Genomic DNA, 21999 nt, shown 5'->3' with positions numbered 1-21999 from the left:
CTGTTTCGACTGAAATATCGATAACTGCAAACGCCATGACCCGCTTCGCCCCGGCCAACTACCCGCTCACGGTCTATTTCGACGCCACCTGCCCGCTGTGCACGGCCGAGATGGGCGCCATGCAGGCACGCGATGCCGCGGGGCGGCTGCACTTAGTCGATTGTTCGCCCGCCGGTTTCTCGAACGGCCCGGCGCCACGCGAGGCGCTGATGCGTTCGCTGCACGCCGTCGATGCCGCTGGCCGGCTGCGCGTGGGCGTCGACGCCATCCGCGCCTGCCGCGCGGCGGTGGGCCTGCCGGCTGGCGGCGCCTTGCTCGACCTGCCGGTGGTCGGCCGGCTCGCCGACCGCGCCTACGCCGTGCTGGCCCGCAACCGCTACCGGCTGCCACGCTGGCTGGTGCTGCGGCTCGCAGGGCAAGGGGCGATTGCGCCGGCCACCTGCGCCGACGACCAGTGCAGGCTCTGAAAAATTCCGTTCACGCTGTCACACCCCATCCGCCATCGCCTGAAGGAGTTTCGATGCCCGACGTCTTCCAGCCCGACTTCCGCCTGCCCACCGCCGCGCGAGCCACACCGCCCGCGGTCGAGGGCCACGTGAGCCGCGAGGACACGCAGGACTATTTCACCGAGGTCGCCGACGACTACCGCGCCTGGAGCCCCAGCTACAACATGCACTTCGGCTTCTGGCGCCTGGGCCTGAACCCCTTCCGGCGCGAAGGCATGCTGATCGAGATGAATCGCACCGTCGGCCGTGCGCTGCGGCTCGACACCATCACCGTCGGCCCGCGCTGCGTGCTCGACCTCGGCTGCGGTGCGGGTGCCACCACGCGCACACTGGTCGGTGACGATCCCGCGCTGCATGCGGTCACCGTGACCAACGTGCCGGTGCAGAACGGCATCGCCGCGCGGCTCGACGCCCGGGCCGGCGTGGCCGACCGCATCGCGCATGTGGAGGCCGACTACACCCGCACCGGCCTGCCCGCCGCCCAGGCCGACGGCGCCTGGGCGCTCGAAAGCGCCTGCTACGCCGAGGGCACCGCCAAGGCCGACTTCGTGCGCGAGGCCGCGCGGCTGCTCAAGCCCGGCGCGCGGCTGGTGGTGGTCGACGGCTTCCTGCTGCGCCGCCGGCCGGGCCGCCTCGCGGGCTGGCTGCACCGCCTGTGGGCCGACAACTGGGCCGTGCCCACGCTCGCCGTGCGCGACGACTTCACGGCCGCGCTGCGCGCCCATGGCTTCGAGGACATCGAGGTCACCTCGCTGCGCTGGCGCGTCGCGCCGAGCGCGCTGCACATTCCCGTGCTGGCCACGCGCTTCACGCTGGCCGAACTGTGGAAGGCGCGCGGCCGGCTGAGCCCCTGGCGCCGCAAGCACATCGTGGCCAGCTACTGCGCGCTCGCACTGGGCATGTTCTGGCGCGACTTCGACTACGCCATGGTGAGCGCCACCCGCGCGGCCGACGAGCGCACCGCTTCATGAATGCCACGCCGCTGATCCGGCAGGCGCTGGGCCCTGAATGGGAACGGCTCGGCGACGTGATCCGCCGCCACTACGCGATGACGCCGTTCTCCGACGACTACGTGTGCGTGCGCGGCACGATGCGCGAGGTCTGGCACGCTCCCTGGGCCGCGCTGCTGATGCCCTTCGGCCGGCTGTTCGGCGCGCTGGTTCCGCACCAGGGAACCGACGTGCCGATCGAGGTGCACTACCGCTGCCGCACCGACGACCCGCACCTGTACTGGGACCGCGTCTTTCATTTCCCAGGTCGCACGCCCTTTCACTTCCGCTCGCACATGGAAGCAGCGCCGACGGGAGGCAGCGAGGTGATCGAATACGTGCGCTTCGGCATCGGCATGCGGCTCGCCGTGAGCGCGGAAGAAGGCGCGCTCGTCTTCCGCGACCGGGGCTACCTCTGGCGCTTCGGCCGCCTGCGCATTCCGCTGCCGCTGGGCCTGCTGCTGGGGACGGCCTATGTCGAGGAGCGGCCCGATCCGTCGGACCCCGACCACTTCACGATGAAGATGCTGCTGCGCCACCGCTGGTTCGGCGACGTGTTCCGCTACAGCGGCCGCTTCCGCCTCGGAAAGTGTGAGTGAATCCGGCGTGCCTGCGCGGGATGAGCGGACATGGCGGGCTTGCTCACACCTTCTCGGTTCACAATGAGCACACCATGCCGCGCCGCCCCGAAAACCTCTACGCCCAGTACCACGCCCACGTCTACTTCGCCCCCGCCACGCTGGCGCAGGCGCGCGACCTGTGCGAGCGCGCCGGCCGCGAGCTGATGGTGGTGGTGGGCCGCGTGCACGAACGCCTCGTCGGACCACACCCGCACTGGAGTTGCCAGCTCGCTTTCGATGCCGCCGAGTTCGACGAGGTCATCGGCTGGCTCGATGCGAACCGCAACGGGCTCGATGTGTTCGTGCACGGCGTGACCGGCGACGATCTTGCCGACCACACGACGCATGCGATGTGGCTGGGTGAAGAGAGCGAGCTCGACCTGCGGATGTTCAGGCGCTAAGCCGAATCGCCGCGCGCCTGCGCCAGCAGCGCGCACACCTCGTCATCCGTCGTCTGCGAGAAGTCGCCGTACCAGGCGCCGACCGACCGGAACACCGTGGGGCAGCGCACGCACACGACGTCGTCAGCTTCGCGCTGCAACGCCTCGCAGGCCTCGGGCGAGCCCACGGGCACGGCGGCGATCACGGTGCCAGCGCCCTGCCGTCGCAACCCGCGAACGGCGGCGCGCATCGTGGCGCCGGTGGCGAGCCCGTCGTCGATCACGAGCACCGCGCGGCCACGCATCTCAAGCAAAGGACGATCGCCGCGATAGGCCTGCGTGCGGCGCGCCATTTCCGCGCGCTCGGCGCGGACCACAGCGTCGATCTCCGACGGACGCAGGTCCAGCATGCGCACGACGTGGTCGTCGATCTCGGGCAGGCCATCGCCCGCGAGCGCACCGAAGGCGTACTCGGGTTGCGCGGGCAGGCCCAGCTTGCGGACCACCAGCACATCGAGCGGCAGCCGCAGTGCGCGGGCGACCTCGAAGGCCACCGGCACGCCGCCACGTGGCAGTGCGAGCACCATGGCATCCGGAAAGCCGCCGAGCCGCTGCAGCAATGCAGCGAGCTGGCGGCCGGCATCTGCGCGATCACGAAACTTCACAGTGTGTTCCCCTGACGCGGGATGTTCACACGCCGTGCGCGTCGAGGCGAGCCTCGGCGCAAAGACCCGGATCGCGGCGCGCGTTAACTCGCCGTTCCCTGCGCTTCGGCCTCCGCTTCCGCGTCGGACGCGCCGCCGTGCACCTTGAAGAAGCTCGCCCCCTCGACCTTCTGCCCGATGGCTTGCTCATAGGCCGCGCGCACATCGTCGGGCTGACCGGCCTGGCCGAAGAAGTCCTTCAGGTAGGGGCCCAAGAGCGGATGCGCGGCCAGCTCCCGGCGCGGCAGGCCATGCAGCATCTCGTCGCGGCAGGCGGACGGCAGGAACACGTCGTGGTTCTTCTCGGGGTCGCGGATCAGGCCCTTGGGCTCGTGCGACGGGTCGGACTGCATCGACTCGAGTTCCTCGAAGAAGCGACGGCGCATCATCACGATGCCCTTGTCGCTCTGGCCCAGCTTCTCGCGCGTGCGGTCGGTCACGGTGCCCTGCCCGACCCACACCACGAAGTCCTGGTTGGCGACGTGGCTGGTGATCCAGCGGCCGGTGGCCGGGTCCTTGATGGGGCCGTACCACGAGGGAATGCGCTCCTGCACATAGGGCTCCTGCTCGGTCGGCACGCGGCTGAGCACCCACAGCACGCTCAGCGTGTGGTGGTCGTCGATGGGCACGCGCCATTCGAAATGGTGGCCGAGGAAGAAGCCGTTGGGCCACAGCGTGACGCGCCCGGTCGTCCACATGACGTTGTCTTCGCGCTCGCCACCGCGCAGGCGCTTGTAGACGAAGCCGTGCTCGAACTCCTCGAAGGCCAGCTTCAGGTGCGTGGGCACGTAGGGGCCTTCGTCACCCTGCAGGCGCGTGGTCCAGTTGTTGTGCGTCCACTCGAAGTGCACGGGATCGATGGAGTTCTCCTGGCACTGGAACCAGTTGCAGGGAATCTCGGCGAACACGGCCTGCGCGAAACCATTCTTGCAATTGAAGAGTTCCCAATCAGGCAGCAGCGGCGCGGGCTGCGGGCCCATGTAGGCCCACAGCAGGCCGGCCTTTTCCTGCACGGGATAGGCCTTGATCTTCGTGTTCTTGCGCATGCGTGCATCGGGGTCCAGCGTTTCTTCAAAAGGCTGGTGGATGCACTGGCCACTGGTGTCGTACTGCCAGCCGTGGTAGCTGCAGCGCAGGCCGCACTTCTCGACATAGCCGTAGGACATGTCGGCGTTGCGGTGCGGGCAGCGGCGATCGACCAGCCCGTAGTTGCCGCTCAGGTCCTTGTAGAGCACCAGGTCCTCGCCGAGGATGCGCAGCGGCTTGACGGCCTTGTCGTCGAACTCGCTGGCGCCGGCGATCGGGTGCCAGTAGCGGCGCAGGTAGTCGCCCATGGGCTTGCCCGGACCCACTTCGGTCAACAGGCGGTTCTTCTCTTCGCTCAACATGCATCGTCTCCTTGGGTGTCTGTCGTCATTCGGCGCGGATGCCGAACTCGCGCACCAGCGCGCCGAAGCGCTGGTCGTCGTCGGCGATCTGGCGGGCCAGCACGGACGGCGCGCCGCCTACGGGCTCGATGCCGAGCGCGGCCATGCGGGCCTGCACGTCGGGCATCTTCAAAATTTCGTTGAAGTGGCGGTTGAGCGTCTGCACGACCTCGGCCGGCAGGGCCTTCGGCCCGAGCAGGCCCATCCAGGCGCTCACGTCCATGTCGCGATAGCCCAGCTCCAGGAAGGTGGGCACGTTGGGCATCAGCTTCGTGCGCTGGCGCTCGGCCACGGCCAGCGGCACCAGCTTGCCGGCGGCGATGTGGCCCGCCACCGCGCCGGGCGTGATCCAGCCCACGCTCACGTGGCCGCCCAGCGTGTCGTTCACCACCGGCGCCACGCCGCGGTACGGCGCATGCGCGACGGCGATGCCGGCGTCCTTGTTGAACAGCTCGCCCGCGATGTGCATCGGCGAGCCCGCGCCCGGCGTGCCGTAGGTGTAAGCCTTGCCGGCCTTGGCACCAGCAACGAGCTGCGCCACGTTCCGGATGCCGCTCGTGGGCGACGTGACCATCAGCACCGGGATGTTGCCGGTCTTCACGATGGGGGTGAAGTCTTTCACCACGTCGTGCGCAACGCCGGGGCCGGCCTTCAACACGTGCTGCGCGATGGGAAAGGTGCTGGGCGTGAAGAGCAGCGTGTAGCCGTCGGCCGGCGCCTTGGCGACCCAGGCGTTGCCGATCATGCCGCTCGCGCCGGGCCGGTTGTCGACCAGCACCGGCTGCCCGATGCGCTGCGCGAGCTTCTCGGCGTAGGTGCGCGCGATGGCGTCGGTGTCGCCGCCGGCCGGGTAGGCGACGACGATGGTGATGGGCTTCGCGGGCCACGACTGCGCCAAGGCCGCCGTGGCGGCACATAGCAAAAGAATGGCTCCAGCAGCGGCACGGACCGCGTTTCGGTGGTGAAACATCATGGGGATTTCCTTCTCGGTGGGACGACGTGTAGGTGTCGTCGGACTGTAGGAATGCCGCCTGGAAGCCAGAAGATATAGTTTCACTGAGTGAACCAAATGAGGGAAAGCACATGTCCGACACCGCCGGTGCACAGAGCGTGAAGTCGATCGACGCGCTGCGGCGCGGACTCGATGTGATGCTGGCCATCCAGCGCGCGTCGGCCGTCACGCTGCAGGAGCTGCACCGCCAGACCGGCCTGTCGAAGGCCACGCTGCTGCGCATCCTGAAGACGTTGCAGCAGGCCGGCTGGGTGGAGCGCAACGAGCTGGAGAAACGCTACGTGCCCACCTCGGCCACCGGCCAGTCGGGTGCCGCGGCGGCGTGGCGCACGCGGCTCACGGCACTGGCGGCATCGCCGCGCGCCACGCTGCAGCGGCTGGTGCCGTGGCCCATCGACCTCGGCGTGCGCGACGGCACCGCCATGCTGATCCTCGACACCGACCGCCCGCGCAATGGCCTCGCAGTGAACTACCGCGCGCTGGGCTTTCGTCCGCCGATGCTGCTGTCGTCGCTCGGGCGCTGCTACCTCGCCTTCTGCCCCGAAGCCGAGCGGCGCGAGATCGTGGCGGCACTGGCACGCTCACCGAACGATTTCGACCGCGGCGCGCGCCGCCCCGACAGCATCCGCCGCATGGTGGCGCATGCGCGCGACCAGGGCTATGCGGCGCGCGACCCCACCTCCACCAGCCCCGACTCGCCCGATCGATTCGGCGCGGTGGCGGTGCCGGTGCGCCTCGGCGAGCAGGTGGTGGGCTGCCTCAGCTGCGCGTGGCTGCCAGCGGTGAAGAGCGAGCGCGAGATCGTGTCGGCGCACCTGGGCGACCTGCAGCAGGCCGCGCAAAGCATCGAGCGCCGGCTGCGGCAGGACGGGCTCGGGCTGCCGCCTGCGAGCGCCTGACGAAGCGAAGCCTCAAAACTCGGCGTCGAGTTCGTCGATCTCGTCGGGCTCCTGCAGCGCGGCGGCCACCCACTCCTTCATGGCGGGCAGTTCCATCACGCGCTTGCAGTACGCGGCGCAGGTGCTGTCGAGCGCCACGTCGTAGCTCAGGAAACGCGTGACCACGGGCGCGTACATCGCATCGGCCATGCCGGGCTGCTTGCCGAACAGGAAGGGACCGCCATAGGCCTTGAGGCACTCGCGCCAGATGGCGACGATGCGGTCGATGTCCGCCTGCGCCCGCGACCAGACCTTGAAGCCCTTGAAGCGGGCCTTGATGTTCATCGGCAGCGCACCGCGCATCGAGGCAAAGCCGGAGTGCATCTCGCCGCAGATGGCGCGGCAGTGCGCGCGCGCCGCGGCGTCGGCGGGCAGCAGGCCGGCCTTGGGCTTGATCTCGTTCAGGTACTCGCCGATGGCCAGCGTGTCCCACACCTTGATGCCGCCATGCTGCAGCGAAGGCACCAGCATCGACGACGACAGCAACAGCATCTCGGCCTTCATGGCCGGGTCGTCGGGCGGAATGACCTTCTCGCTGAAGTCGAGCCCCGCCAACCTGCACATCAGCCAGCCGCGCAGCGCCCAGGCGCCGTAGTTCTTGCTGCTGATCGTGAGAACGGGTTTGGTCATCGCACCACTCCTTGAACGTCCTTGGACGATGCACGGCTGTGTGCAAGCGCCGTGCCATAAGTTGCCATGAGGTGCCGTGCTTGCTGGCCCGCAACTTGCCTGCAACCCAGGCATGCTGTACCGCGCTTACCAGAACCATGCCGACCTGCTCTCGCCCTTGCGACTCACCGCGCAGTACCTGGGCCGCGCACTCTGGCAGGACGGCACCGAGCGCACCGCGCTGCGGCGCATGGCCGCACGCTGCGAGGTCATCTCGCGCATGCGGCTCACCCACACGCGGCCCGCCTACGGCATCGACACCGTCACGGTCGACGGCACCGAAGTGCCCGTGCACGAAGAAGCCGCGCTGGTCTCGCCCTTCGGCACGCTGCTGCACTTTCGCAAGGCGCACACCGAAGCGGTGCATCCGCGCGTGCTGCTGGTCGCACCACTGTCGGGCCATTTCGCGACCTTGCTGCGCGAAACCGTGCGCACCCTGCTGCGCGACCACGACGTGTACCTGACCGACTGGCACAACGCGCGCGACGTGCCGCTGTGGCAGGGCCGCTTCGGGCTCGACGACTACACGCTGCAGCTGATGCGCTTCGTCGAGGCCGTGGGCCCCGGCGCGCACATGGTGGCCGTGTGCCAGCCCTGCGTGGCCGCGCTGGCCGCCACCGCGCTGATGGCGGAAGACGATCACCCGGCCACGCCGCGCAGCCTCACGCTGATGGCGGGGCCGGTCGACTGCCGCATCAACCCGACGGCCGTGAACAAGCTCGCGACCGACCGGCCCATCGACTGGTTCCGCCGCAACCTCATCAGCCATGTGCCGTGGCCGCATGCGGGCGCGATGCGGCGCGTGTACCCCGGCTTCCTGCAGCTCACGGCCTTCATGAGCATGAACCCCGAGCGCCACAAGAAGCAGTTCGAGGACATGGAACGCCTGCTGGTCGAGGGCGATCTCGACAAGGCCCGCACCATCGCCGACTTCTACGACGAGTACCTGGCGGTGAACGACCTGCCGGCCGAGTTCTACCTGGAGACCGTGGAGCGCGTGTTCCAGACCTACGACCTGCCACGCGGCGCCCTCACCGTGGCCGGGCGCAGCGTGAACCCCGCCGCGATCCGGCGCACCGCGCTGCTCACGGTGGAAGGCGAGCGCGACGACATCTGCGCGGTCGGCCAGACCGTGGCCGCGCAGGACCTGTGCAGCGGCATCCGCCCCTATCTGAAGACGCACCACCTGCAGGCCGGCGTCGGGCACTACGGCGTGTTCAGCGGCAGCAAGTGGAACGCACAGATCTACCCGCGCGTGCGCGAAACGATCCACGCGGCCGACGAGTTGCACTGACCAGCGCACCCTTCAATCTGGCAAGGAGCGCGGGGGCTTTGGTTGCCCCGATGCATCCATCTTCATAAAATCGCCCCTATGAACGTCATGGTTTTCATTGCCGGTTTCGATCGCACGGCGGCCTGCGCGGCCCCGGGCGATGCGCGCGTGCGCGCGCCCGCCGCAATGACGGCGAGGTCGCAGCAGACCCTCGCACATCCCTGAGCCCGGCGGTCAGCCTCCTTTTTTCTTCAGCGCACATCGACCGTCGGGCACCCGCCCCGCGCGGTCGCGCGCCCCGGCTTTGATCGGCCCGGGCGACGCACCACTTCTCCAGCGTCCGACTTTCTTCCCGCCTTCGGCCCCGTGCCGCGCGGAAGAAGCTCGCCCGCCTTGTCGTCGTGTTTCGTCGTGAGGATGTCCCCGTGGTGGCTCTTGCCTGCTCTCCTGTCTCCCCTTTCGTCCCTTCGCCTGCTCTGCCGCCCTGGCCCGCATGGCTGTCGTTCGATGCGCTGCGTCGCCGCTTCCTGCGGCCGACCGAACTGCGCATTGACGTCGATCCGAAGAAGGGCCGCCCCAGCGAGCCGCTGACGCCCGTGTACGAACGCATGCGCGCCATGGGCGATCGCGTGCAGGACCTGCCCGCGCTGCGCCTGCACGACCCCGACCTGCGCGCGCGCTTTCGCGAGGCCGACGGCGAGACCTACGTCTACATCGAGGACGTGCGCCACCAGCGGCTGGTCGGCTACACCGTGTTCAACCGCCTCATCGAGCTCGACCGCCGCGCCGACCGCCACATCCGCGCGCCGCATTCGCAGTACGACCCGGCCTACCAGCGGCGCGGGCTGGCCACGGCGGTGTACCGCTGGGCGCTCGACTGCGGCATGTGCTTGATGAGCGGCGCGCGCCAGTCGCCAGGCGCGCACGCGCTGTGGCTGCGCCTGGGACGCGACTACGCGACCGGCTTCGTCGACCTGCGCGAGAAACGACTGAGCTATCTCGGCGCCGAGGTGGACGACGACACGCTCTCGCAGCTGCACACGCGCATGTTCATGCTCGGCGAGGGCTGGACGCTGGAACGTTTCGCTAGCGAAACGCGCATGGCGATGCTCGAAACCGCCTAGGACTGCGGCAAGCGCTCGCGCAGGAAACCGATCAGCTCCTGCGCCACCACGTTGCGCATCGGCCCCGGCAGGTAGGCCAGTACCACGCGCCGCTCGATGCGCGGCGCCGACAAGGGCACCACGGCCAGTTCGGGGTCGCGCAGCGACGAGGTGTACAGCTGCGGCATCAGCCCCAGCGCCTGCCCGCTGCGCACCAGCGCGTAGAGCGTTTCGGAATAGCTCACGCGGTACGGCTGCGCGCCCTGCGCGAACTGGGCCCGCGCCGGGTCGCCGAGCGCCGGCATGCTGCCGCTCTCGAACAGCACGAGACGCTCGCTGCCGATGGCCTCCCAGCGCACATCGCGGGCCGCCGCCAGGGCGTGGTCGCGGCGCACCACCAGCACCAGCGGGTCGCGAAAGAGGTCGATGCATTCCAGGCCCCCGGGCGGCTCGGTGATCGCGGCCACGGCCATGTCGAGCTGGCCGCTGCGCAGCTCGGCCAGCAGCGCCGTGGAAGGCGCATCGCGCCAGGACAGCTCCACCTCGCCGTGCGCCTGCAGGAACCCGGCCGCCGCCGCCGCGACGCGCGCGCTGGCCGAAGGGATCACGCCCACGCGCACATAGGCTCGGCCGCGCTGCACCGTGCTCTCGATATCGCGCAGCGCCACTTCGAAGGTGTTCACCAGGAAATCGGTGCGCGCCAGCACCTCCGCGCCGACGGGCGTGAGTTCGAGCCGGTGGGTGGAGCGGGTCAGCAGCTCAGCGCCGAGCAGTTTTTCCATCTGCTTGATCGCGTTGCTCAGCGCGGGCTGCGTGATGGCCAGCCGGCGCGCCGCGCGGCCGAAGTGCCCTTCCTCGACCAGCACCGAGAAACACTGCAGCTGGCGCAGCGTGAGCGCACGCAGGGGCAAGGTGGCCATGGGCGTCCTGGTTATCGATTCAGTGAATCAAATTATAGAAATTCAAAATTTTCCTTATGAGTCTGCGCTGCCTAGACTGCGCCGCATGACCCTTGCCGTGCCCACGCCCGCGCCCGCTCCTTTCGCGCTCGAAGCGATGCTGCGCGAGATTCCCAAGGTGGAGCTGCACTGCCACCTCTTCGGCACGGTACGCCACGCCACCTTCCGCCAGCTCAACCAGCGCGCCGGCGCGCCGCTGGCCGATGCGGAGATCGACGGCTTCTACACGCGCGGCGAAAAGCCCGTGGGCGTGCTGCGCGTGCTGCGCGCACTCGACGCCCAGCTGGTGCGCAGCGCCGACGACCTGTACCAGCTCACCCTCGAATACCTGCAGGACGCAGCCTCGCACCACGTGCGCTACGCCGAGTTCTTCTGGAACCCGACCGGCACGGTGCACGGATCGGGCATTGCGTACCCGCTCGCGCAAGGCGCCATCGTCCGCGCGATTCACGATGCGCGGCAGGCGTTCGGCATCACCGGCCGGCTCATCGCCGCCATCGACCGCGAGGCCAGCGCCGACGCGGCCGTGGAGATGGTCGAGTGGGTCAAGGCCCACCGCTGCGACGAGGTGATCGGCATCGGCATCGACTACCGCGAGAACGACCGGCCGCCCGAGCTGTTCGCACGCGCGTACGCTGATGCGAAGAAGGCCGGCCTCAAGACCACCGCACACGCCGGCGAGTTCGGCATGCCCTGGACCAACGTGCGCACCGCCCTCGATCTGCTGCAGGTCGACCGCATCGACCACGGCTACACGGTGGTCGACCAGCCCGACTTCGCGCGCCAATGCGCGGAGCGCGGCGTGATCTTCACCGTGGTGCCGACCAACTCCTACTACCTGCGCACGCTGCCGCCTGAGCGCTGGGCGCTGGACCACCCCATCCGCCGCATGCCGGGCCTGGGCCTGCGCATCCATCCGAACACCGACGACCCGACGCTGCACCAGGTCACGCCCACGGGGGCCTGGCTGATGATGGTGCGCGACTTCGGTTTCGGCCTGGACGACCTGCGCGGCTTCATGCACAACGGCCTGGACGGCGCATGGATCGACGACACGCAGCGCCGCCAGTGGCGCGCCGAATGGAGCGGCGCCTTCGATGCGCTGCGCGCGCGCCTGACCGTTCCCGAACCCACGCCTTCCGCCACACCTTTCCCCGGATGAACCCCGCCATGACCACGAACCGCCGCCTGATCCTTGCCGCCGCGCTTTGCGCCGCCCTGCCCATGGGCGCCCTCGCGCAACAAGCCTGGCCCGCCGCCAAGCCCCTCACGCTGATCGTGCCCTACACGGCCGGCGGCAGCGTGGACGTGAATGCGCGGCTCGTGGCGCAGCGCCTGGGCGAGCGGCTCAAGCAGTCGGTCGTCATCGACAACGTGAGCGGCGCGGGCGGCGCGATCGGCGTGGCCAAGGCCGTTGCTGCCGCGCCCGACGGCTACACACTGGTGGTCGGCCCCGACAGCGCCATCGCCATCGGACGGCTGGTCAACCCCTCGGCCTTCCGCTTCGATCCGCTGAAGGACCTGGCGCCGGTGGGCATGCTCAACACCGCACCGATGGTGCTGGTGGCGCGCCCCGGCCTCGATGTGCGCAGCTACGCCGACTTCGTGAAGCTCGCCAAGGCCCAGCCGGGACACTACAACTACGCCACCTCGGGCGTGGGCACCGTGCTGCAGCTGGCGATGGAACTGCTCAAAGAGCGCAGCGGCATCTTCGTGACGCACGTGCCCTACCGCGGCGGTGCACAGATCGCCACCGACGTGATCGGCGACCAGGTCGACCTGGCGATGCTCGTGAGCACCAGCGCGATCCCGCACGTGAACGGCAAGCGCCTGAAGGCCCTGGGGATCACCGGCAGCCAGCGCCTGCCGGCGCTCGCGCAGGTGCCGACCTTCAACGAGATGCCCGGCCTCAAGGGCTACGACATGGTGAGCTGGACCGGCATCTTCGCGCCTGCGAAGACGCCGCCGGCCGTGGTGGCGCGGCTCAACCAGGAACTGAATGCGGTGCTGCAGGAAGAAGGCGTGCGCGCCAAGCTGGCGGAGCAAGGCGCATTGCCGGGCAGCGGGACGCCGGAGGCGTTCGGGAAGTTCGTGCAGGCCGAGTACGCGCGCAACAAGAAAATCGTCGAGACCGCCAACATCAAAGAGTAGAAAGCTCGCCCCCAGGCTGCGCGCACTTCGTGTCGCTTCGCCTACCCCCTACCGGGGGCAACACCTACGGCCCGGCAAAGCCGGTTCCGTGGTGTTTCACGAATGGGCCGTTGGGGATTCGGCCGGTGGTCGGCTGAAGGGCTCAGCCGGCCTTTTCGTTGCTCTCGTCTTCCGGCCAGTCGCGGATGTAGGCCTTGAGCATCTTGTTCTCGAAGTTCTGTGCGTCGACGACGGCCTTGGCCACGTCGTAGAAGCTGATCACGCCCATGAGCATGCGCTTGTCCATCACGGGCATGTAGCGCGCGTGGCGCTCGAGCATGATGCGGCGGATCTCGTCGAGGTCGGTTTCGAGGGTGCAGGTGACCGGCGCGTCGTCCATGGCCTTGCGCACCAGCGTGGTTCCGACCTGGCCGCCGTTGTTGACGACGGCCACGATCACCTCGCGGAAGGTGAGCATGCCGACCAGGTCGCCGTGTTCCATGACCACCAGGGAACCGATGTCCTTTTCCGCCATGGTCTTGGCGGCTTCCGCCAACGGATCGTCGGGCGTGATGGTGAAGAGCGTGTTGCCCTTGACGCGAAGAATGTCGCTGACTTTCATGGTGGTGCTCCTCTCGGGGATTCGTCGTTCTCGGCGTCGTGCCGATTTGAATATAGCCCACAATCGACGCCGACCTGAACGCCCCTGTCGCCTGCGTATCCATTGCAGGCGTAACGGAGCATTGCGAAGAGACAACAGAAAGCAGAAAGGCCCTCATGCCCGGTTATTCCGACCCCGGTTTCGACACCCTCGCGCTGCACGCCGGCGCCGCCCCCGACCCCGCCACCGGCGCCCGGGCCGTTCCCATCCACCTGACCACCTCCTTCGTCTTCGAATCCAGCGACCACGCGGCCGCGCTGTTCAACTTGGAGCGCGCGGGCCACGTCTATTCGCGCATCAGCAACCCGACCAACGCGGTGCTGGAGCAGCGCGTGTCGGCGCTCGAAGGCGGCATCGGTGCCATCGCCACGGCCAGCGGACAGGCGGCGCTGCACCTGTCGATCGCCACGCTCATGGGCGCGGGCTCGCACATCGTGGCCAGCACGGCGCTGTACGGCGGCTCGCAGAACCTGCTGCACTACACGATGCGCCGCTTCGGCATCGAGACCACCTTCGTGAAGCCCGGCGACCTCGACGGCTGGCGCGCGGCCGTGCGCCCCGAGACCAAGCTGTTCTTTGGCGAGACCGTGGGCAACCCGGGCCTGGACGTGCTCGACATTCCCGCCGTGAGCGACATCGCGCACGAAGCCGGCGTGCCGCTGCTGGTCGACTCCACACTCACTTCGCCCTACCTCATCAAGCCCCTGGACTGGGGCGCCGACCTGGTCTACCACTCGGCCACCAAGTTCCTGTCGGGCCACGGCACCGTGATCGGCGGCGTGGTGGTCGACGGCGGCAGCTTCGACTGGGAGAAGTCGGGCAAGTTCGCCGAGCTGACCCAGGCCTACGACGGCTTCCACAACATGGTGTTCAGCGAAGAAAGCACTGTCGGCGCCTTCCTGCTGCGCGCGCGCCGCGAAGGCCTGCGCGATTTCGGCGCCTCGATGAGCCCGCACACGGCGTGGCTCATCCTGCAGGGCATCGAGACGCTGCCGCTGCGCATGGAGCGCCACATCGACAACACGCAGAAGGTGGTCGAGTTCCTGGCCAGCCACCCCTTCGTGTCGCGCGTGGGGCATCCGCTGATCGAATCGCATCCGAGCCACGCGCTCGCGCAGAAGCTGCTGCGCCATGGCGCGCGCGGCGCGGGCGCGGTGTTCAGCTTCGACATCAAGGGCAGCCGCGCGCAGGGCAAGGCCTTCATCGAGACGCTCAAGCTCTTCAGCCACCTGGCCAACGTGGGCGACTGCCGCAGCCTCGTGATCCACCCCGCGAGCACCACGCACTTCCGCATGACCGACGAGGCACTCGCGGGCGCGGGCATCTCGCAGGGCACGATCCGCCTGTCCATCGGCCTGGAAGACCCGGCCGACCTGATCGACGACCTCAAGCGCGCGCTCAAGGCCGCGGAAAAGGCAGGTGCCTGAGATGAACTACACCGTCAACGGCCACAGCACCTACTGCTACACCGGCGGCAAGCCCTTCGATGCGGCCAGGCCCACGGTCGTGTTCATCCACGGCGTGCTCAACGACCACAGCGTGTGGATCCTGCAAAGCCGCTGGTTCGCCAACCACGGCTGGAACGTGCTCGCGGTGGACCTCCCCGGTCACTGCAAGAGCGCCGGCGCCCCACCGGCCAGCGTGGAAGACGCGGCGCAGTTCGTCATCGCGCTGCTCGACGCGGCCGGCGTGCAGAAGGCCGCGCTCGTCGGCCACAGCTTCGGCTCGCTGATCGCGCTCGAGACCGCGGCGCGCGCACCCGAGCGCGTCACGCAGCTCGCGATGGTCGGCACGGCCTATCCGATGGTGGTGTCGCCCGCGCTGCTCGAAAGCTCGGTGAGCGACCCGCAGCGCGCCATCGCCATGGTCAACACCTTCTCGCATTCGCTGCTCGCGCCACCGCCCTCCTCGCTCGGCCCGGGCACGTGGCTGTACGGCAGCTCACGCGCGCTGATGCGCCGCGTGCTCGCCAGCAACCGCGAGGCGAACGTGTTCCATATCGGCTTCAAGGCCTGCAACGACTATGCGAATGGCGAGGCGGCGATGGAGAAGGTGCAGTGCCCCGTGCTGTTCCTGCTGGGCGATTCCGACCAGATGACGCCGCCGCGCGCCACCAAGGCACTGGTGAGCAAGGCGCGCAACGCCAAGGTGGTGACCGTGCACGCCGGCCACGCACTGATGAGCGAGGCGCCGGACGAGGTGTTGTTCGCGCTGCGCGACTTCGTCGCGGGCTGAGAAACTGCGGAAAACGCTGGGCGGCTCAGCTGCTGTTCAACTGCCCAGCGCGTTGATATCCGCCGGATCGAGCAGCACCTTGCGCGCGCCCTGCCGCGCCACCGTGAGCATCGCGCGGCCCATCTTCTCGGTGGTGGTCACGCGGTCGGGCCACCAGCGGTGGGCCAGTCCGAGCACCGGCTTGAGCACGACGATCGCAGCGTCGTACAGCGGCGTCTTCGAGCGCACGCCGTGCAGCGGCTGGATCATCCCGGGCCGGAACATGTAGGAGGCGCGAAACGGCAGGCGCATCAGGGTATTCTCGGTCGCGCCCTTCACGCGCGCCCACATGCGCTCGCCGCGCTCGCTGCTGTCGGTGCCCGCGCCGGTCACGTAGGTGAAGGTCATGCCCGGATTGAGCCGCGCCAGCACGGTGGCGGCAGCGATCGTCAGGTCGTAGGTGATGTGCTTGTACTCGGGCTCCTTCATGCCCACCGACGACACGCCCAGGCAGAAGAAGCAGGCATCGAAGCCCGTCAACTGCGACTCGATGGTGCGGTAGTCGTACATGTCCTTGTGCACGAGGTCCTGCAGCTTGGGATGCTGCTGCCCGGTGGCGCTGCGCCCCACGGCGACCACGCGCTCCACATCGGGCGCCAGCAGGCACTCGCGCAGCACGCCCTGCCCCACCATGCCGGTGGCGCCGAAGATCAGGATGTTCATGGGAGGAAGGCTCCGAAGAGGTCAGACCGCGAAGACCGCGGGCTTTTTCTCGAGAACGGCCAGGAGCAGGTCGACGTCGAGGCTGGAAGGCTGTGGCGGCTGCAGCGCGCCGAGCAGGCGCGACAGCGTCTCGATGTGCGGCAGCAGCGGGCCCAGGAAGCGCGTGCCGTCGGCGCCCGCCACCAGCAGGGTCGGGAAGGTCTCGACGTCGAAGGCATCGGCGATCTCGGCGTGGTCCTCGATGTCGACCCAGGCGAATCGGAACTGCGGATGCGCCCTGGCCAGCTCGGCCAGCAGCGGCCGGTAGTCGCGGCAGGTGCCGCACCATTCGGCGCACAGGCAGACGACCCACGGCGCGTTGGCATCGGCGGAAGAATCGACGGGGACGGCGGGAACAGCGCTCAAGGTGGATATGGCGAAGGTGGAATGGCGAACCCGGGTGGTGCGGCCGCGGGCTCGTGGCTATTATGGACAAAGCCCCCGCGGGGCGCAGGAGACACACGATGAGCACCTCCACCCACACCACGCCGCAAGCCTCGGGCGCCGTCGATCCACGCCGCTTCACGAGCTTCGCCGAGTTCTATCCCTTCTACCTGACCGAGCACGCCAACGTCACCTGCCGGCGGCTGCATTTCGCGGGCTCGACGATCTCGCTGCTGTGCCTCGTGGCCCTGGTGGTCACGCTGAATCCGTGGTGGCTGCTGGCCGGGCTGGTGGCGGGCTACGGCTTCGCCTGGGTCGGGCATTTCGGCTTCGAGAAGAACAAGCCGGCCTCGTTCAAGCGCCCGCTCTATTCCTTCATGGGCGACTGGACGATGTACCGCGACATCTGGGCGGGACGCGTCAAGATCTGAGCCGCCCCAGGCTTTAGATCAACAGCACGTCGCCCAGCCGCAACGTGTGCAGCGGGCCCTTCTGCCACAGGTCTTCCAGCGGTTCGGCGCGCGGCATCAGCAGCTCGCGCAGCAGCGGCTCGATGGGCGTCGACGGGTCGGCCAGCAGCACGTAGCGCGGGTCCTGGTTGGAGGGCTCCTCGGCCAGCGGCGCGATCCAGTCCAGCCGCACCAGCGCCTCGATCACCGGTGCCAGCTGCAGCCCGTCGACACGCATGCGCGTCAACATTTCGCTGGCGCCCATGCCCTTGGCCGGCGTGGCTTGCGCGCGCGCCAGGTGCTGCAGCACCTCCATCGCGAGCTGCATCGGCCAGCCCGCCGCGCTGCCCCGACGCGCCACGCCCGTCAACAGGCTCGGCAGGTAGGCCGCGATGACGGCGCCCAGCAGCACGATCACCCACGCCACGTAGATCCACACCAGCAGGATCGGGAAGGTGGCGAAGGCGCCGTACAGCACCGAATAGGTCGGCACGAGGCTCAGGTAGTAGCCCAGCACGCGCTTGGCGATCTCGATGGCCGCCGCCACGAAGATGCCGCCGGCCCAGGCATGCGACCAGCGCACGTTGGTGTTCGGCACGTAGTGGTAGAGCGCCGCCATGCCGGCCGCCAGCAGCACGAACTCGAAGGCGTCGAAGACCAGCTTGACGACACCTCCACCCACCACGTCGCGCGAGGCAGCGAACACGTAGGAGGTGGTCGACAGGCTCACGGCCAGGATCAGCGGACCGAGCGTGATGGTGGCCCAGTAGATGAGCACCCGCTGCGCGAAGGGCCGGGGCGTGCGCACGCGCCAGATGTTGTTGAGCGTCTTGTCGATGGTGAGGATCAGCGCGATGGCGGTGATCAGCAGCACCACCAGGCCCGCGATGCCCAACCCGCTGGCCTTGCTCGCGAACTGGTTCAGGTAGCCCAGCACCTGGCGCGCGATGTTGTCGGGGATCAGGCTTTCGATCAGCCAGCGCTGCAGGCGGCCCTGCATGGTGGCGAACATCGGAAACACGGTGAACAGCGCCAGCGCCACCGTGAAGAACGGGACCATCGCGATGGTCGTGGTGAAGGTCAGGCTGCTGGCCGTGAGGCCGAGCCGGTCTTCGCGGAAACGCTCCCCCAGCACCGCTGCGGTGTTGCGCCATGGAAAGCGCGAAAGATCCCTCCAAAGCTGCCGACGATTCATGGCCGTTATCATGCCATCCGCTCTTTCAGAGGCGCCCGGCAGCCCGTCGCGCCACCCCTTTCTTCTTCCCTCGCCACCGTGTCCGACACCCCGCTCCCGCCCTCTTCCGTCCGCGCCACCCGTTGGCTTGCCGTGGGCAGCCTCGTCGGACTGATCGTGCTGGGCCTGGCCTGGGAACTGTGGCTGGCGCCGCTGCGCCCGGGCGGTTCGCTGCTCGCGCTCAAGGTGCTGCCGCTGGTCATTCCGCTCGCGGGGCTCTACAAGAACCGCATGTACACCTACCGCTGGGTCAGCCTGATGATCTGGCTCTATTTCACCGAGGGCGTGGTGCGCGCCTGGAGCGACACCAATGGCGTGGGGCAGATCCTCGCGCTCATCGAGGTGCTGCTGTGCCTCGTGCTCTTCGCCGCCTGCGCCTGGCATGTGCGCCTTCGCCTGCGTCACGCCAAGGCCGCCGCTGCCGCTGCCCGTCCACTGGAGACTTCCGCCCCATGACTTCTTCGTCCACCGCATTGATCGATCAACTGCGCGCCATCGTTGGCGCTTCGCATGTGCTCACCGAGGGTGACCTCGCCGCCTACGAGCAGGACTGGCGCAAGCGCTCGCGCGGCAAGTCGCTGGCCGTGGTGCGTCCGGCCAATGCGCAGCAGGTGGCCGACGTGGTCAAGGCCTGCGCCGCGACCGGCACCGCCGTCATTCCGCAGGGCGGCAACACCGGCCTGGCGGTCGGCTCCATTCCCGACGACAGCGGCACGCAGGTGGTGCTGAGCCTGCAGCGCATGAACGCGATCCGCGAGATCGACGCCGCCAACCTCACGATGACCGTCGAGGCCGGCTGCATCCTGCAGACCCTGCAGGAAACCGCCGAGAAAGCCGGCTACCTGTTCCCGCTGAGCCTCGCGGCCGAGGGCAGCTGCACCATCGGCGGCAACCTCGCGACCAACGCGGGCGGCACGCAGGTCGTGCGCTACGGCAACACGCGCGAGCTGTGCCTGGGCCTGGAAGTGGTCACGCCGCAGGGCGAGATCTGGGAAGGCACGAGCGGCCTGCGCAAGGACAACACCGGCTACGACCTGCGCGACCTGATCGTCGGCAGCGAAGGCACGCTGGGCGTCATCACGGCCGCGACCATGAAGCTGTACCCGCTGCCCGCCGCGCAGCTCACCGCCTGGGCCGCCGTGCCCTCGCTCGACCACGCGGTCACGCTGCTGGGCCTGGCGCACAAGCACCTGGGCTCGGGCCTCACGGGCTTCGAGGTGATGGGCAAGTTTGCGCTGAGCCTGGTCGACAAGCACATGCCGCAGCTGCGCGTGCCCTTCATCGGCGACGAGGCGGTGCCCTACTGCGTGCTGCTGGAGAACTCCGACAACGAGTCCGAAGACCACGCCCGCGCGCGCTTCGAGGCCCTGCTCGAAACCGCCTTCGAGGACGGCTGCGTGACCGACGCGGTGGTGGCCGAGAACCTCACGCAGGCGCACCAGCTCTGGCACATCCGCGAGAGCATTCCCCTAGCGCAGGCCGAGGAAGGCCTGAACATCAAGCACGACATCTCGATTCCCGTGTCGCGCATCCCGGCCTTCGTGGAAGCGACCGACGCACTCCTGAAGCGCGAGATCGCCGGCGTGCGGCTCGTGAACTTCGGCCACCTGGGCGACGGCAACCTGCACTACAACGTGCAGGCGCCCGAGAACATCGACACCAAGGCCTTCCTGAAGAACGAGGAAGAGCGCATCAACACGTTGGTGTACGACGCGGTCGAGCAGTTCGGCGGCTCGTTCTCGGCCGAACACGGCGTGGGTTCGCTCAAGGTCGACAAGCTCGAGAAGCACAAGTCGCCGGTGGCGCTGGAGATGATGCGGGCGATCAAGCGCGGGCTCGATCCGAAGAACATCCTCAATCCGGGGCGGGTGATCCGGGTCTAGCCTGGAAAGTCTTCGCTTCGAAGCTCGATCGGCTGGCCGTGCGGCGTACGGTCGGCCGCGTGGTCCCAGGCATGGCGGTAGCGGGCCAGCTCGTCGCCGGAACTCGCGCCCTTGCGAGCCACAAGCCCTTCGAGCGCCGCCAGCCAGTGACGGTAGTAGGTGTCGCCCGTGTCCGGGTCGCCGGCAGCCTGCGCGGCGGTGATCTGGTCGGCCAGCGCCGCAGCCCACTCCACCCAGGTGAACAGGCCGCGCTCGTGCAGCGCCAGCGTCATCGCGAAGGCCTGTGCCTCCCAAGGCTCGCGGAACACCGGCCCGTCGGCATCGTGCGGCATGCCGGGAGCAAGCGCCAGTGGCGGCAGGTCGTTGACCTTCATGCCGCAGGCTCCAGGTAGCTTTCCCACGCATCGACCGACACGGCGAGGTTCTGGCGCGGCGCGTCGTCGCCCCACAGCTCGGCTTCGTCGAAGACCACGGTATAGAGCCACTGCGGCTGCTCGCCCAGGCCCTGCGCGTTCGCGTCGGCGAATACGTGCGCGCCATGGATGTGTTCGATCGTGCCGCGCTTGCCCTGCACGTAGCCTGGCAGGCGCGTGTGGTGGTCGACGCGCCCGAGGTGCATGCGCACGGCCTGCCCCAGCGCGAAGCGCGCGGGCGCCGACGCGGGACGCTCGGTGCCGGAGCCCTTGGCGAGCATAGCTGGCACGTTCCCGGCCTGCAGCACGCGGGCGACCGGCGCGGCCGGATGCTGCATCTGGCCGGACGCGATCTCGTCGGCGAAGACCTGGCCGCGCTGCAGCATCAGTTGCTCCAGCGCGCCGAGCCAGATCTGGTAGTAGCTCAGGTCACGGTAGTCGGGCAGCGTTTCGCGCGCGGCGCGGCTGGTGTCGATGTTCCAGGAACCAGTAGCGCCCATGGCCAGCGTGAGCGCCAACGCGCGCGGCTCCCACGCGCCATGGAACAGCTCGCCCTCGGGCTCGGGCGTGACGGGGCCGAAGCCGGGTTGTCCGCCGAGGTCGGCGTGGGTGGTATAGCTCATGCCGCGCTCCTTGCCGAAGGCGCCTCGACCACGCGCGTGCCGATCATCGAATCGCGCGAGACCAGCGCGGCGAGCTCGTCCTCGCTCCAGCCCTCTGTGCCTGCCGGGCGCTGCGGAATCACGAGGTAGCGCACCTCGGCGGTCGAGTCCCAGACGCGGATGCGCGTGGTCTCCGGCAGCGTGGTGCCGAAATCGGCCAGCACGCCGCGCGGGTCTTTCACGGCGCGAGAACGATACGGCGCGCTCTTGTACCAGGTGGGCGGCAGGCCCAGCACCGGCCAGGGGTAGCAGCTGCACAGGGTGCAGACGACCATGTGGTGCTGGTCGTCAGTGTTGGCCACCGCCACCATGTGCTCGCCCTGGCGCCCGGTGTAGCCGAGCGAGGCGATGGCGGCCGTGGCGTCGGCCATCAGCCAGTCGTGGAAAGCCGGGTCGACCCAGGCCCGCGCGACCACGCGCGCGCCGTTGCGCGGGCCGATGCGGGTCTGGTAGGTGTCGATCAGCACATCGAGCGCGGCGGGGTCGATGTAGCCCTTTTGCGTGAGCACGCTCTCGAGGGCGCGCACGCGAAGGTCCATCTCGCCGAGTTCGCTGTGGTCGTGGGCGTGGTCATGGTCGGTCATCGGCCCATGCTAGCGCCGACCCGTAAAATTCCCAACATGACCC

At 68.8% G+C, this 21999-nt stretch carries 27 protein-coding genes; 15 read left to right on the top strand and 12 right to left on the bottom strand.

Annotated features, from left to right (window positions below; all coding sequences use genetic code 11):
• Positions 1-35: 35 nt before the first annotated feature.
• The 4 genes from D3H34_RS24235 to D3H34_RS24220 all read left to right on the top strand — a co-directional run bounded on the left by D3H34_RS24235 (position 36) and on the right by D3H34_RS24220 (position 2516).
• The gene (locus tag D3H34_RS24235) at positions 36-467 is read left to right on the top strand and encodes a thiol-disulfide oxidoreductase DCC family protein (RefSeq protein ID WP_119556793.1); all 432 of its coding nucleotides are present in this window, start codon (positions 36-38) and stop codon (positions 465-467) included.
• 53 nt (positions 468-520) lie between these two features.
• Positions 521-1477 (top strand): SAM-dependent methyltransferase, encoded by a 957-nt coding sequence (locus D3H34_RS24230; protein ID WP_119556792.1) that lies wholly within the window; start codon positions 521-523, stop codon positions 1475-1477.
• Entirely contained in the window at positions 1474-2094 is a 621-nt protein-coding gene (locus tag D3H34_RS24225; protein WP_119556791.1) for a DUF4166 domain-containing protein, read from the top strand. The genes D3H34_RS24230 and D3H34_RS24225 overlap by 4 nt, the downstream gene beginning before the upstream one ends.
• Before the next feature lie 74 nt (positions 2095-2168).
• Positions 2169-2516 carry a DOPA 4,5-dioxygenase family protein gene (locus D3H34_RS24220; RefSeq protein WP_119556790.1) on the top strand — a complete coding sequence of 116 codons (348 nt, stop codon included), beginning with the start codon at positions 2169-2171 and terminating at the stop codon, positions 2514-2516.
• On the opposite strand, the gene D3H34_RS24215 is transcribed toward D3H34_RS24220, so the two are convergent.
• The 3 genes from D3H34_RS24215 to D3H34_RS24205 form a co-directional block, all read right to left on the bottom strand.
• Positions 2513-3160, bottom strand: coding sequence for a phosphoribosyltransferase (locus D3H34_RS24215; protein ID WP_119556789.1), 648 nt, complete (start codon positions 3158-3160; stop codon positions 2513-2515). The two genes, D3H34_RS24220 and D3H34_RS24215, sit on opposite strands and share 4 nt — an antisense overlap.
• An 83-nt stretch (positions 3161-3243) precedes the next feature.
• Positions 3244-4587 (bottom strand): aromatic ring-hydroxylating oxygenase subunit alpha, encoded by a 1344-nt coding sequence (locus D3H34_RS24210; protein WP_119556788.1) that lies wholly within the window; start codon positions 4585-4587, stop codon positions 3244-3246.
• A 25-nt stretch (positions 4588-4612) separates the two neighbouring features.
• Positions 4613-5599: a Bug family tripartite tricarboxylate transporter substrate binding protein gene (locus D3H34_RS24205; RefSeq protein ID WP_119556787.1), complete on the bottom strand. Its 987-nt coding sequence runs from the start codon at positions 5597-5599 to the stop codon at positions 4613-4615.
• Between the two features lie 110 nt (positions 5600-5709).
• Here D3H34_RS24205 and D3H34_RS24200 point away from each other — a divergent pair, with 110 nt between their 5' ends.
• Positions 5710-6537 (top strand): helix-turn-helix domain-containing protein, encoded by an 828-nt coding sequence (locus tag D3H34_RS24200; protein ID WP_119556786.1) that lies wholly within the window; start codon positions 5710-5712, stop codon positions 6535-6537.
• 12 nt (positions 6538-6549) lie between these two features.
• On the opposite strand, the gene D3H34_RS24195 is transcribed toward D3H34_RS24200, so the two are convergent.
• The gene (locus D3H34_RS24195) at positions 6550-7206 is read right to left on the bottom strand and encodes a glutathione S-transferase (RefSeq protein ID WP_119556785.1); all 657 of its coding nucleotides are present in this window, start codon (positions 7204-7206) and stop codon (positions 6550-6552) included.
• A gap of 112 nt (positions 7207-7318) precedes the next feature.
• Here D3H34_RS24195 and D3H34_RS24190 point away from each other — a divergent pair, with 112 nt between their 5' ends.
• The 3 genes from D3H34_RS24190 (at position 7319) to D3H34_RS24185 (ending at position 9642) form a co-directional block, all read left to right on the top strand.
• Positions 7319-8539: a polyhydroxyalkanoate depolymerase gene (locus D3H34_RS24190; RefSeq protein WP_119556784.1), complete on the top strand. Its 1221-nt coding sequence runs from the start codon at positions 7319-7321 to the stop codon at positions 8537-8539.
• A 78-nt stretch (positions 8540-8617) separates the two neighbouring features.
• Positions 8618-8743, top strand: a complete 126-nt coding sequence (locus D3H34_RS34745) for a hypothetical protein (RefSeq protein WP_257214726.1) — start codon at positions 8618-8620, stop codon at positions 8741-8743.
• A 200-nt stretch (positions 8744-8943) separates the two neighbouring features.
• The gene (locus D3H34_RS24185; protein WP_286186174.1) at positions 8944-9642 is read left to right on the top strand and encodes a GNAT family N-acetyltransferase; all 699 of its coding nucleotides are present in this window, start codon (positions 8944-8946) and stop codon (positions 9640-9642) included.
• Here D3H34_RS24185 and D3H34_RS24180 read toward each other — a convergent pair.
• The gene (locus D3H34_RS24180) at positions 9639-10541 is read right to left on the bottom strand and encodes a LysR family transcriptional regulator (protein WP_119556783.1); all 903 of its coding nucleotides are present in this window, start codon (positions 10539-10541) and stop codon (positions 9639-9641) included. The genes D3H34_RS24185 and D3H34_RS24180 overlap by 4 nt on opposite strands.
• Before the next feature lie 85 nt (positions 10542-10626).
• Here D3H34_RS24180 and D3H34_RS24175 point away from each other — a divergent pair, with 85 nt between their 5' ends.
• Both D3H34_RS24175 and D3H34_RS24170 read left to right on the top strand, forming a co-directional pair.
• Positions 10627-11742 (top strand): adenosine deaminase family protein, encoded by a 1116-nt coding sequence (locus D3H34_RS24175; RefSeq protein WP_205736801.1) that lies wholly within the window; start codon positions 10627-10629, stop codon positions 11740-11742.
• Positions 11743-11750: 8 nt separating this feature from the next.
• The gene (locus tag D3H34_RS24170; protein ID WP_119556782.1) at positions 11751-12731 is read left to right on the top strand and encodes a Bug family tripartite tricarboxylate transporter substrate binding protein; all 981 of its coding nucleotides are present in this window, start codon (positions 11751-11753) and stop codon (positions 12729-12731) included.
• A gap of 142 nt (positions 12732-12873) precedes the next feature.
• On the opposite strand, the gene D3H34_RS24165 is transcribed toward D3H34_RS24170, so the two are convergent.
• The gene (locus D3H34_RS24165) at positions 12874-13332 is read right to left on the bottom strand and encodes a CBS domain-containing protein (protein ID WP_119556781.1); all 459 of its coding nucleotides are present in this window, start codon (positions 13330-13332) and stop codon (positions 12874-12876) included.
• Positions 13333-13487: 155 nt separating this feature from the next.
• On the opposite strand from D3H34_RS24165, the gene D3H34_RS24160 reads away from it, so the two are divergent.
• Both D3H34_RS24160 and D3H34_RS24155 read left to right on the top strand, forming a co-directional pair.
• Entirely contained in the window at positions 13488-14798 is a 1311-nt protein-coding gene (locus tag D3H34_RS24160; RefSeq protein WP_119556780.1) for an O-acetylhomoserine aminocarboxypropyltransferase, read from the top strand.
• Position 14799: 1 nt separating this feature from the next.
• Positions 14800-15606: an alpha/beta fold hydrolase gene (locus tag D3H34_RS24155; protein WP_119556779.1), complete on the top strand. Its 807-nt coding sequence runs from the start codon at positions 14800-14802 to the stop codon at positions 15604-15606.
• Positions 15607-15642: 36 nt separating this feature from the next.
• Here D3H34_RS24155 and D3H34_RS24150 read toward each other — a convergent pair whose 3' ends face one another.
• Both D3H34_RS24150 and D3H34_RS24145 read right to left on the bottom strand, forming a co-directional pair.
• Entirely contained in the window at positions 15643-16308 is a 666-nt protein-coding gene (locus D3H34_RS24150) for an NAD-dependent epimerase/dehydratase family protein (RefSeq protein WP_119556778.1), read from the bottom strand.
• Between the two features lie 21 nt (positions 16309-16329).
• Positions 16330-16713 carry a thioredoxin family protein gene (locus D3H34_RS24145; protein ID WP_119556777.1) on the bottom strand — a complete coding sequence of 128 codons (384 nt, stop codon included), beginning with the start codon at positions 16711-16713 and terminating at the stop codon, positions 16330-16332.
• Between the two features lie 98 nt (positions 16714-16811).
• Between D3H34_RS24145 and D3H34_RS24140 the strand changes: the two genes are divergently transcribed.
• Positions 16812-17162, top strand: coding sequence for an Mpo1-like protein (locus D3H34_RS24140; protein WP_119556776.1), 351 nt, complete (start codon positions 16812-16814; stop codon positions 17160-17162).
• Positions 17163-17175: 13 nt separating this feature from the next.
• On the opposite strand, the gene D3H34_RS24135 is transcribed toward D3H34_RS24140, so the two are convergent.
• The gene (locus tag D3H34_RS24135) at positions 17176-18387 is read right to left on the bottom strand and encodes a YihY family inner membrane protein (RefSeq protein WP_119556775.1); all 1212 of its coding nucleotides are present in this window, start codon (positions 18385-18387) and stop codon (positions 17176-17178) included.
• Positions 18388-18453: 66 nt separating this feature from the next.
• On the opposite strand from D3H34_RS24135, the gene D3H34_RS24130 reads away from it, so the two are divergent.
• Both D3H34_RS24130 and D3H34_RS24125 read left to right on the top strand, forming a co-directional pair.
• Positions 18454-18870: a DUF2069 domain-containing protein gene (locus D3H34_RS24130; RefSeq protein WP_119556774.1), complete on the top strand. Its 417-nt coding sequence runs from the start codon at positions 18454-18456 to the stop codon at positions 18868-18870.
• Positions 18867-20297, top strand: coding sequence for an FAD-binding oxidoreductase (locus D3H34_RS24125; protein WP_119556773.1), 1431 nt, complete (start codon positions 18867-18869; stop codon positions 20295-20297). Before D3H34_RS24130 ends, D3H34_RS24125 begins: the two co-directional genes overlap by 4 nt.
• On the opposite strand, the gene D3H34_RS24120 is transcribed toward D3H34_RS24125, so the two are convergent.
• The 3 genes from D3H34_RS24120 to nthA are packed head-to-tail and all read right to left on the bottom strand — an operon-like array spanning position 20294 to position 21956.
• A complete protein-coding gene (locus D3H34_RS24120; protein ID WP_119556772.1) occupies positions 20294-20671 on the bottom strand; it encodes a nitrile hydratase accessory protein in 378 nt (125 codons plus the stop codon). The two genes, D3H34_RS24125 and D3H34_RS24120, sit on opposite strands and share 4 nt — an antisense overlap.
• Positions 20668-21333, bottom strand: coding sequence for a nitrile hydratase subunit beta (gene nthB / locus D3H34_RS24115; RefSeq protein ID WP_119556771.1), 666 nt, complete (start codon positions 21331-21333; stop codon positions 20668-20670). The genes D3H34_RS24120 and nthB overlap by 4 nt, the downstream gene beginning before the upstream one ends.
• Positions 21330-21956 carry a nitrile hydratase subunit alpha gene (nthA, locus tag D3H34_RS24110; RefSeq protein WP_119556770.1) on the bottom strand — a complete coding sequence of 209 codons (627 nt, stop codon included), beginning with the start codon at positions 21954-21956 and terminating at the stop codon, positions 21330-21332. Before nthA ends, nthB begins: the two co-directional genes overlap by 4 nt.
• Between the last annotated feature and the right edge of the window lie 43 nt (positions 21957-21999).

The sequence above is a fragment of the Acidovorax cavernicola genome, from assembly GCF_003581445.1.
Note: the sequence above shows the minus strand (reverse complement) of the source record. Positions and strands in the feature narration are given on the sequence as shown.

Excerpts from the sequence above, each read along its gene's own strand:
- D3H34_RS24235 (WP_119556793.1), top strand. The coding sequence starts at position 36 with ATGACCCGCTTCGCCCCGGCCAACTACCCGCTCACGGTCTATTTCGAC.
- D3H34_RS24230 (WP_119556792.1), top strand. The coding sequence starts at position 521 with ATGCCCGACGTCTTCCAGCCCGACTTCCGCCTGCCCACCGCCGCGCGA.
- D3H34_RS24225 (WP_119556791.1), top strand. The coding sequence starts at position 1,474 with ATGAATGCCACGCCGCTGATCCGGCAGGCGCTGGGCCCTGAATGGGAA.
- D3H34_RS24220 (WP_119556790.1), top strand. The coding sequence starts at position 2,169 with ATGCCGCGCCGCCCCGAAAACCTCTACGCCCAGTACCACGCCCACGTC.
- D3H34_RS24210 (WP_119556788.1), bottom strand. The coding sequence starts at position 4,587 with ATGTTGAGCGAAGAGAAGAACCGCCTGTTGACCGAAGTGGGTCCGGGC.
- D3H34_RS24205 (WP_119556787.1), bottom strand. The coding sequence starts at position 5,599 with ATGATGTTTCACCACCGAAACGCGGTCCGTGCCGCTGCTGGAGCCATT.
- D3H34_RS24200 (WP_119556786.1), top strand. The coding sequence starts at position 5,710 with ATGTCCGACACCGCCGGTGCACAGAGCGTGAAGTCGATCGACGCGCTG.
- D3H34_RS24195 (WP_119556785.1), bottom strand. The coding sequence starts at position 7,206 with ATGACCAAACCCGTTCTCACGATCAGCAGCAAGAACTACGGCGCCTGG.
- D3H34_RS24190 (WP_119556784.1), top strand. The coding sequence starts at position 7,319 with ATGCTGTACCGCGCTTACCAGAACCATGCCGACCTGCTCTCGCCCTTG.
- D3H34_RS34745 (WP_257214726.1), top strand. The coding sequence starts at position 8,618 with ATGAACGTCATGGTTTTCATTGCCGGTTTCGATCGCACGGCGGCCTGC.
- D3H34_RS24180 (WP_119556783.1), bottom strand. The coding sequence starts at position 10,541 with ATGGCCACCTTGCCCCTGCGTGCGCTCACGCTGCGCCAGCTGCAGTGT.
- D3H34_RS24175 (WP_205736801.1), top strand. The coding sequence starts at position 10,627 with ATGACCCTTGCCGTGCCCACGCCCGCGCCCGCTCCTTTCGCGCTCGAA.
- D3H34_RS24170 (WP_119556782.1), top strand. The coding sequence starts at position 11,751 with ATGACCACGAACCGCCGCCTGATCCTTGCCGCCGCGCTTTGCGCCGCC.
- D3H34_RS24165 (WP_119556781.1), bottom strand. The coding sequence starts at position 13,332 with ATGAAAGTCAGCGACATTCTTCGCGTCAAGGGCAACACGCTCTTCACC.
- D3H34_RS24160 (WP_119556780.1), top strand. The coding sequence starts at position 13,488 with ATGCCCGGTTATTCCGACCCCGGTTTCGACACCCTCGCGCTGCACGCC.
- D3H34_RS24155 (WP_119556779.1), top strand. The coding sequence starts at position 14,800 with ATGAACTACACCGTCAACGGCCACAGCACCTACTGCTACACCGGCGGC.
- D3H34_RS24150 (WP_119556778.1), bottom strand. The coding sequence starts at position 16,308 with ATGAACATCCTGATCTTCGGCGCCACCGGCATGGTGGGGCAGGGCGTG.
- D3H34_RS24140 (WP_119556776.1), top strand. The coding sequence starts at position 16,812 with ATGAGCACCTCCACCCACACCACGCCGCAAGCCTCGGGCGCCGTCGAT.
- D3H34_RS24135 (WP_119556775.1), bottom strand. The coding sequence starts at position 18,387 with ATGATAACGGCCATGAATCGTCGGCAGCTTTGGAGGGATCTTTCGCGC.
- D3H34_RS24125 (WP_119556773.1), top strand. The coding sequence starts at position 18,867 with ATGACTTCTTCGTCCACCGCATTGATCGATCAACTGCGCGCCATCGTT.
- D3H34_RS24120 (WP_119556772.1), bottom strand. The coding sequence starts at position 20,671 with ATGAAGGTCAACGACCTGCCGCCACTGGCGCTTGCTCCCGGCATGCCG.
- nthB (WP_119556771.1), bottom strand. The coding sequence starts at position 21,333 with ATGAGCTATACCACCCACGCCGACCTCGGCGGACAACCCGGCTTCGGC.
- nthA (WP_119556770.1), bottom strand. The coding sequence starts at position 21,956 with ATGACCGACCATGACCACGCCCACGACCACAGCGAACTCGGCGAGATG.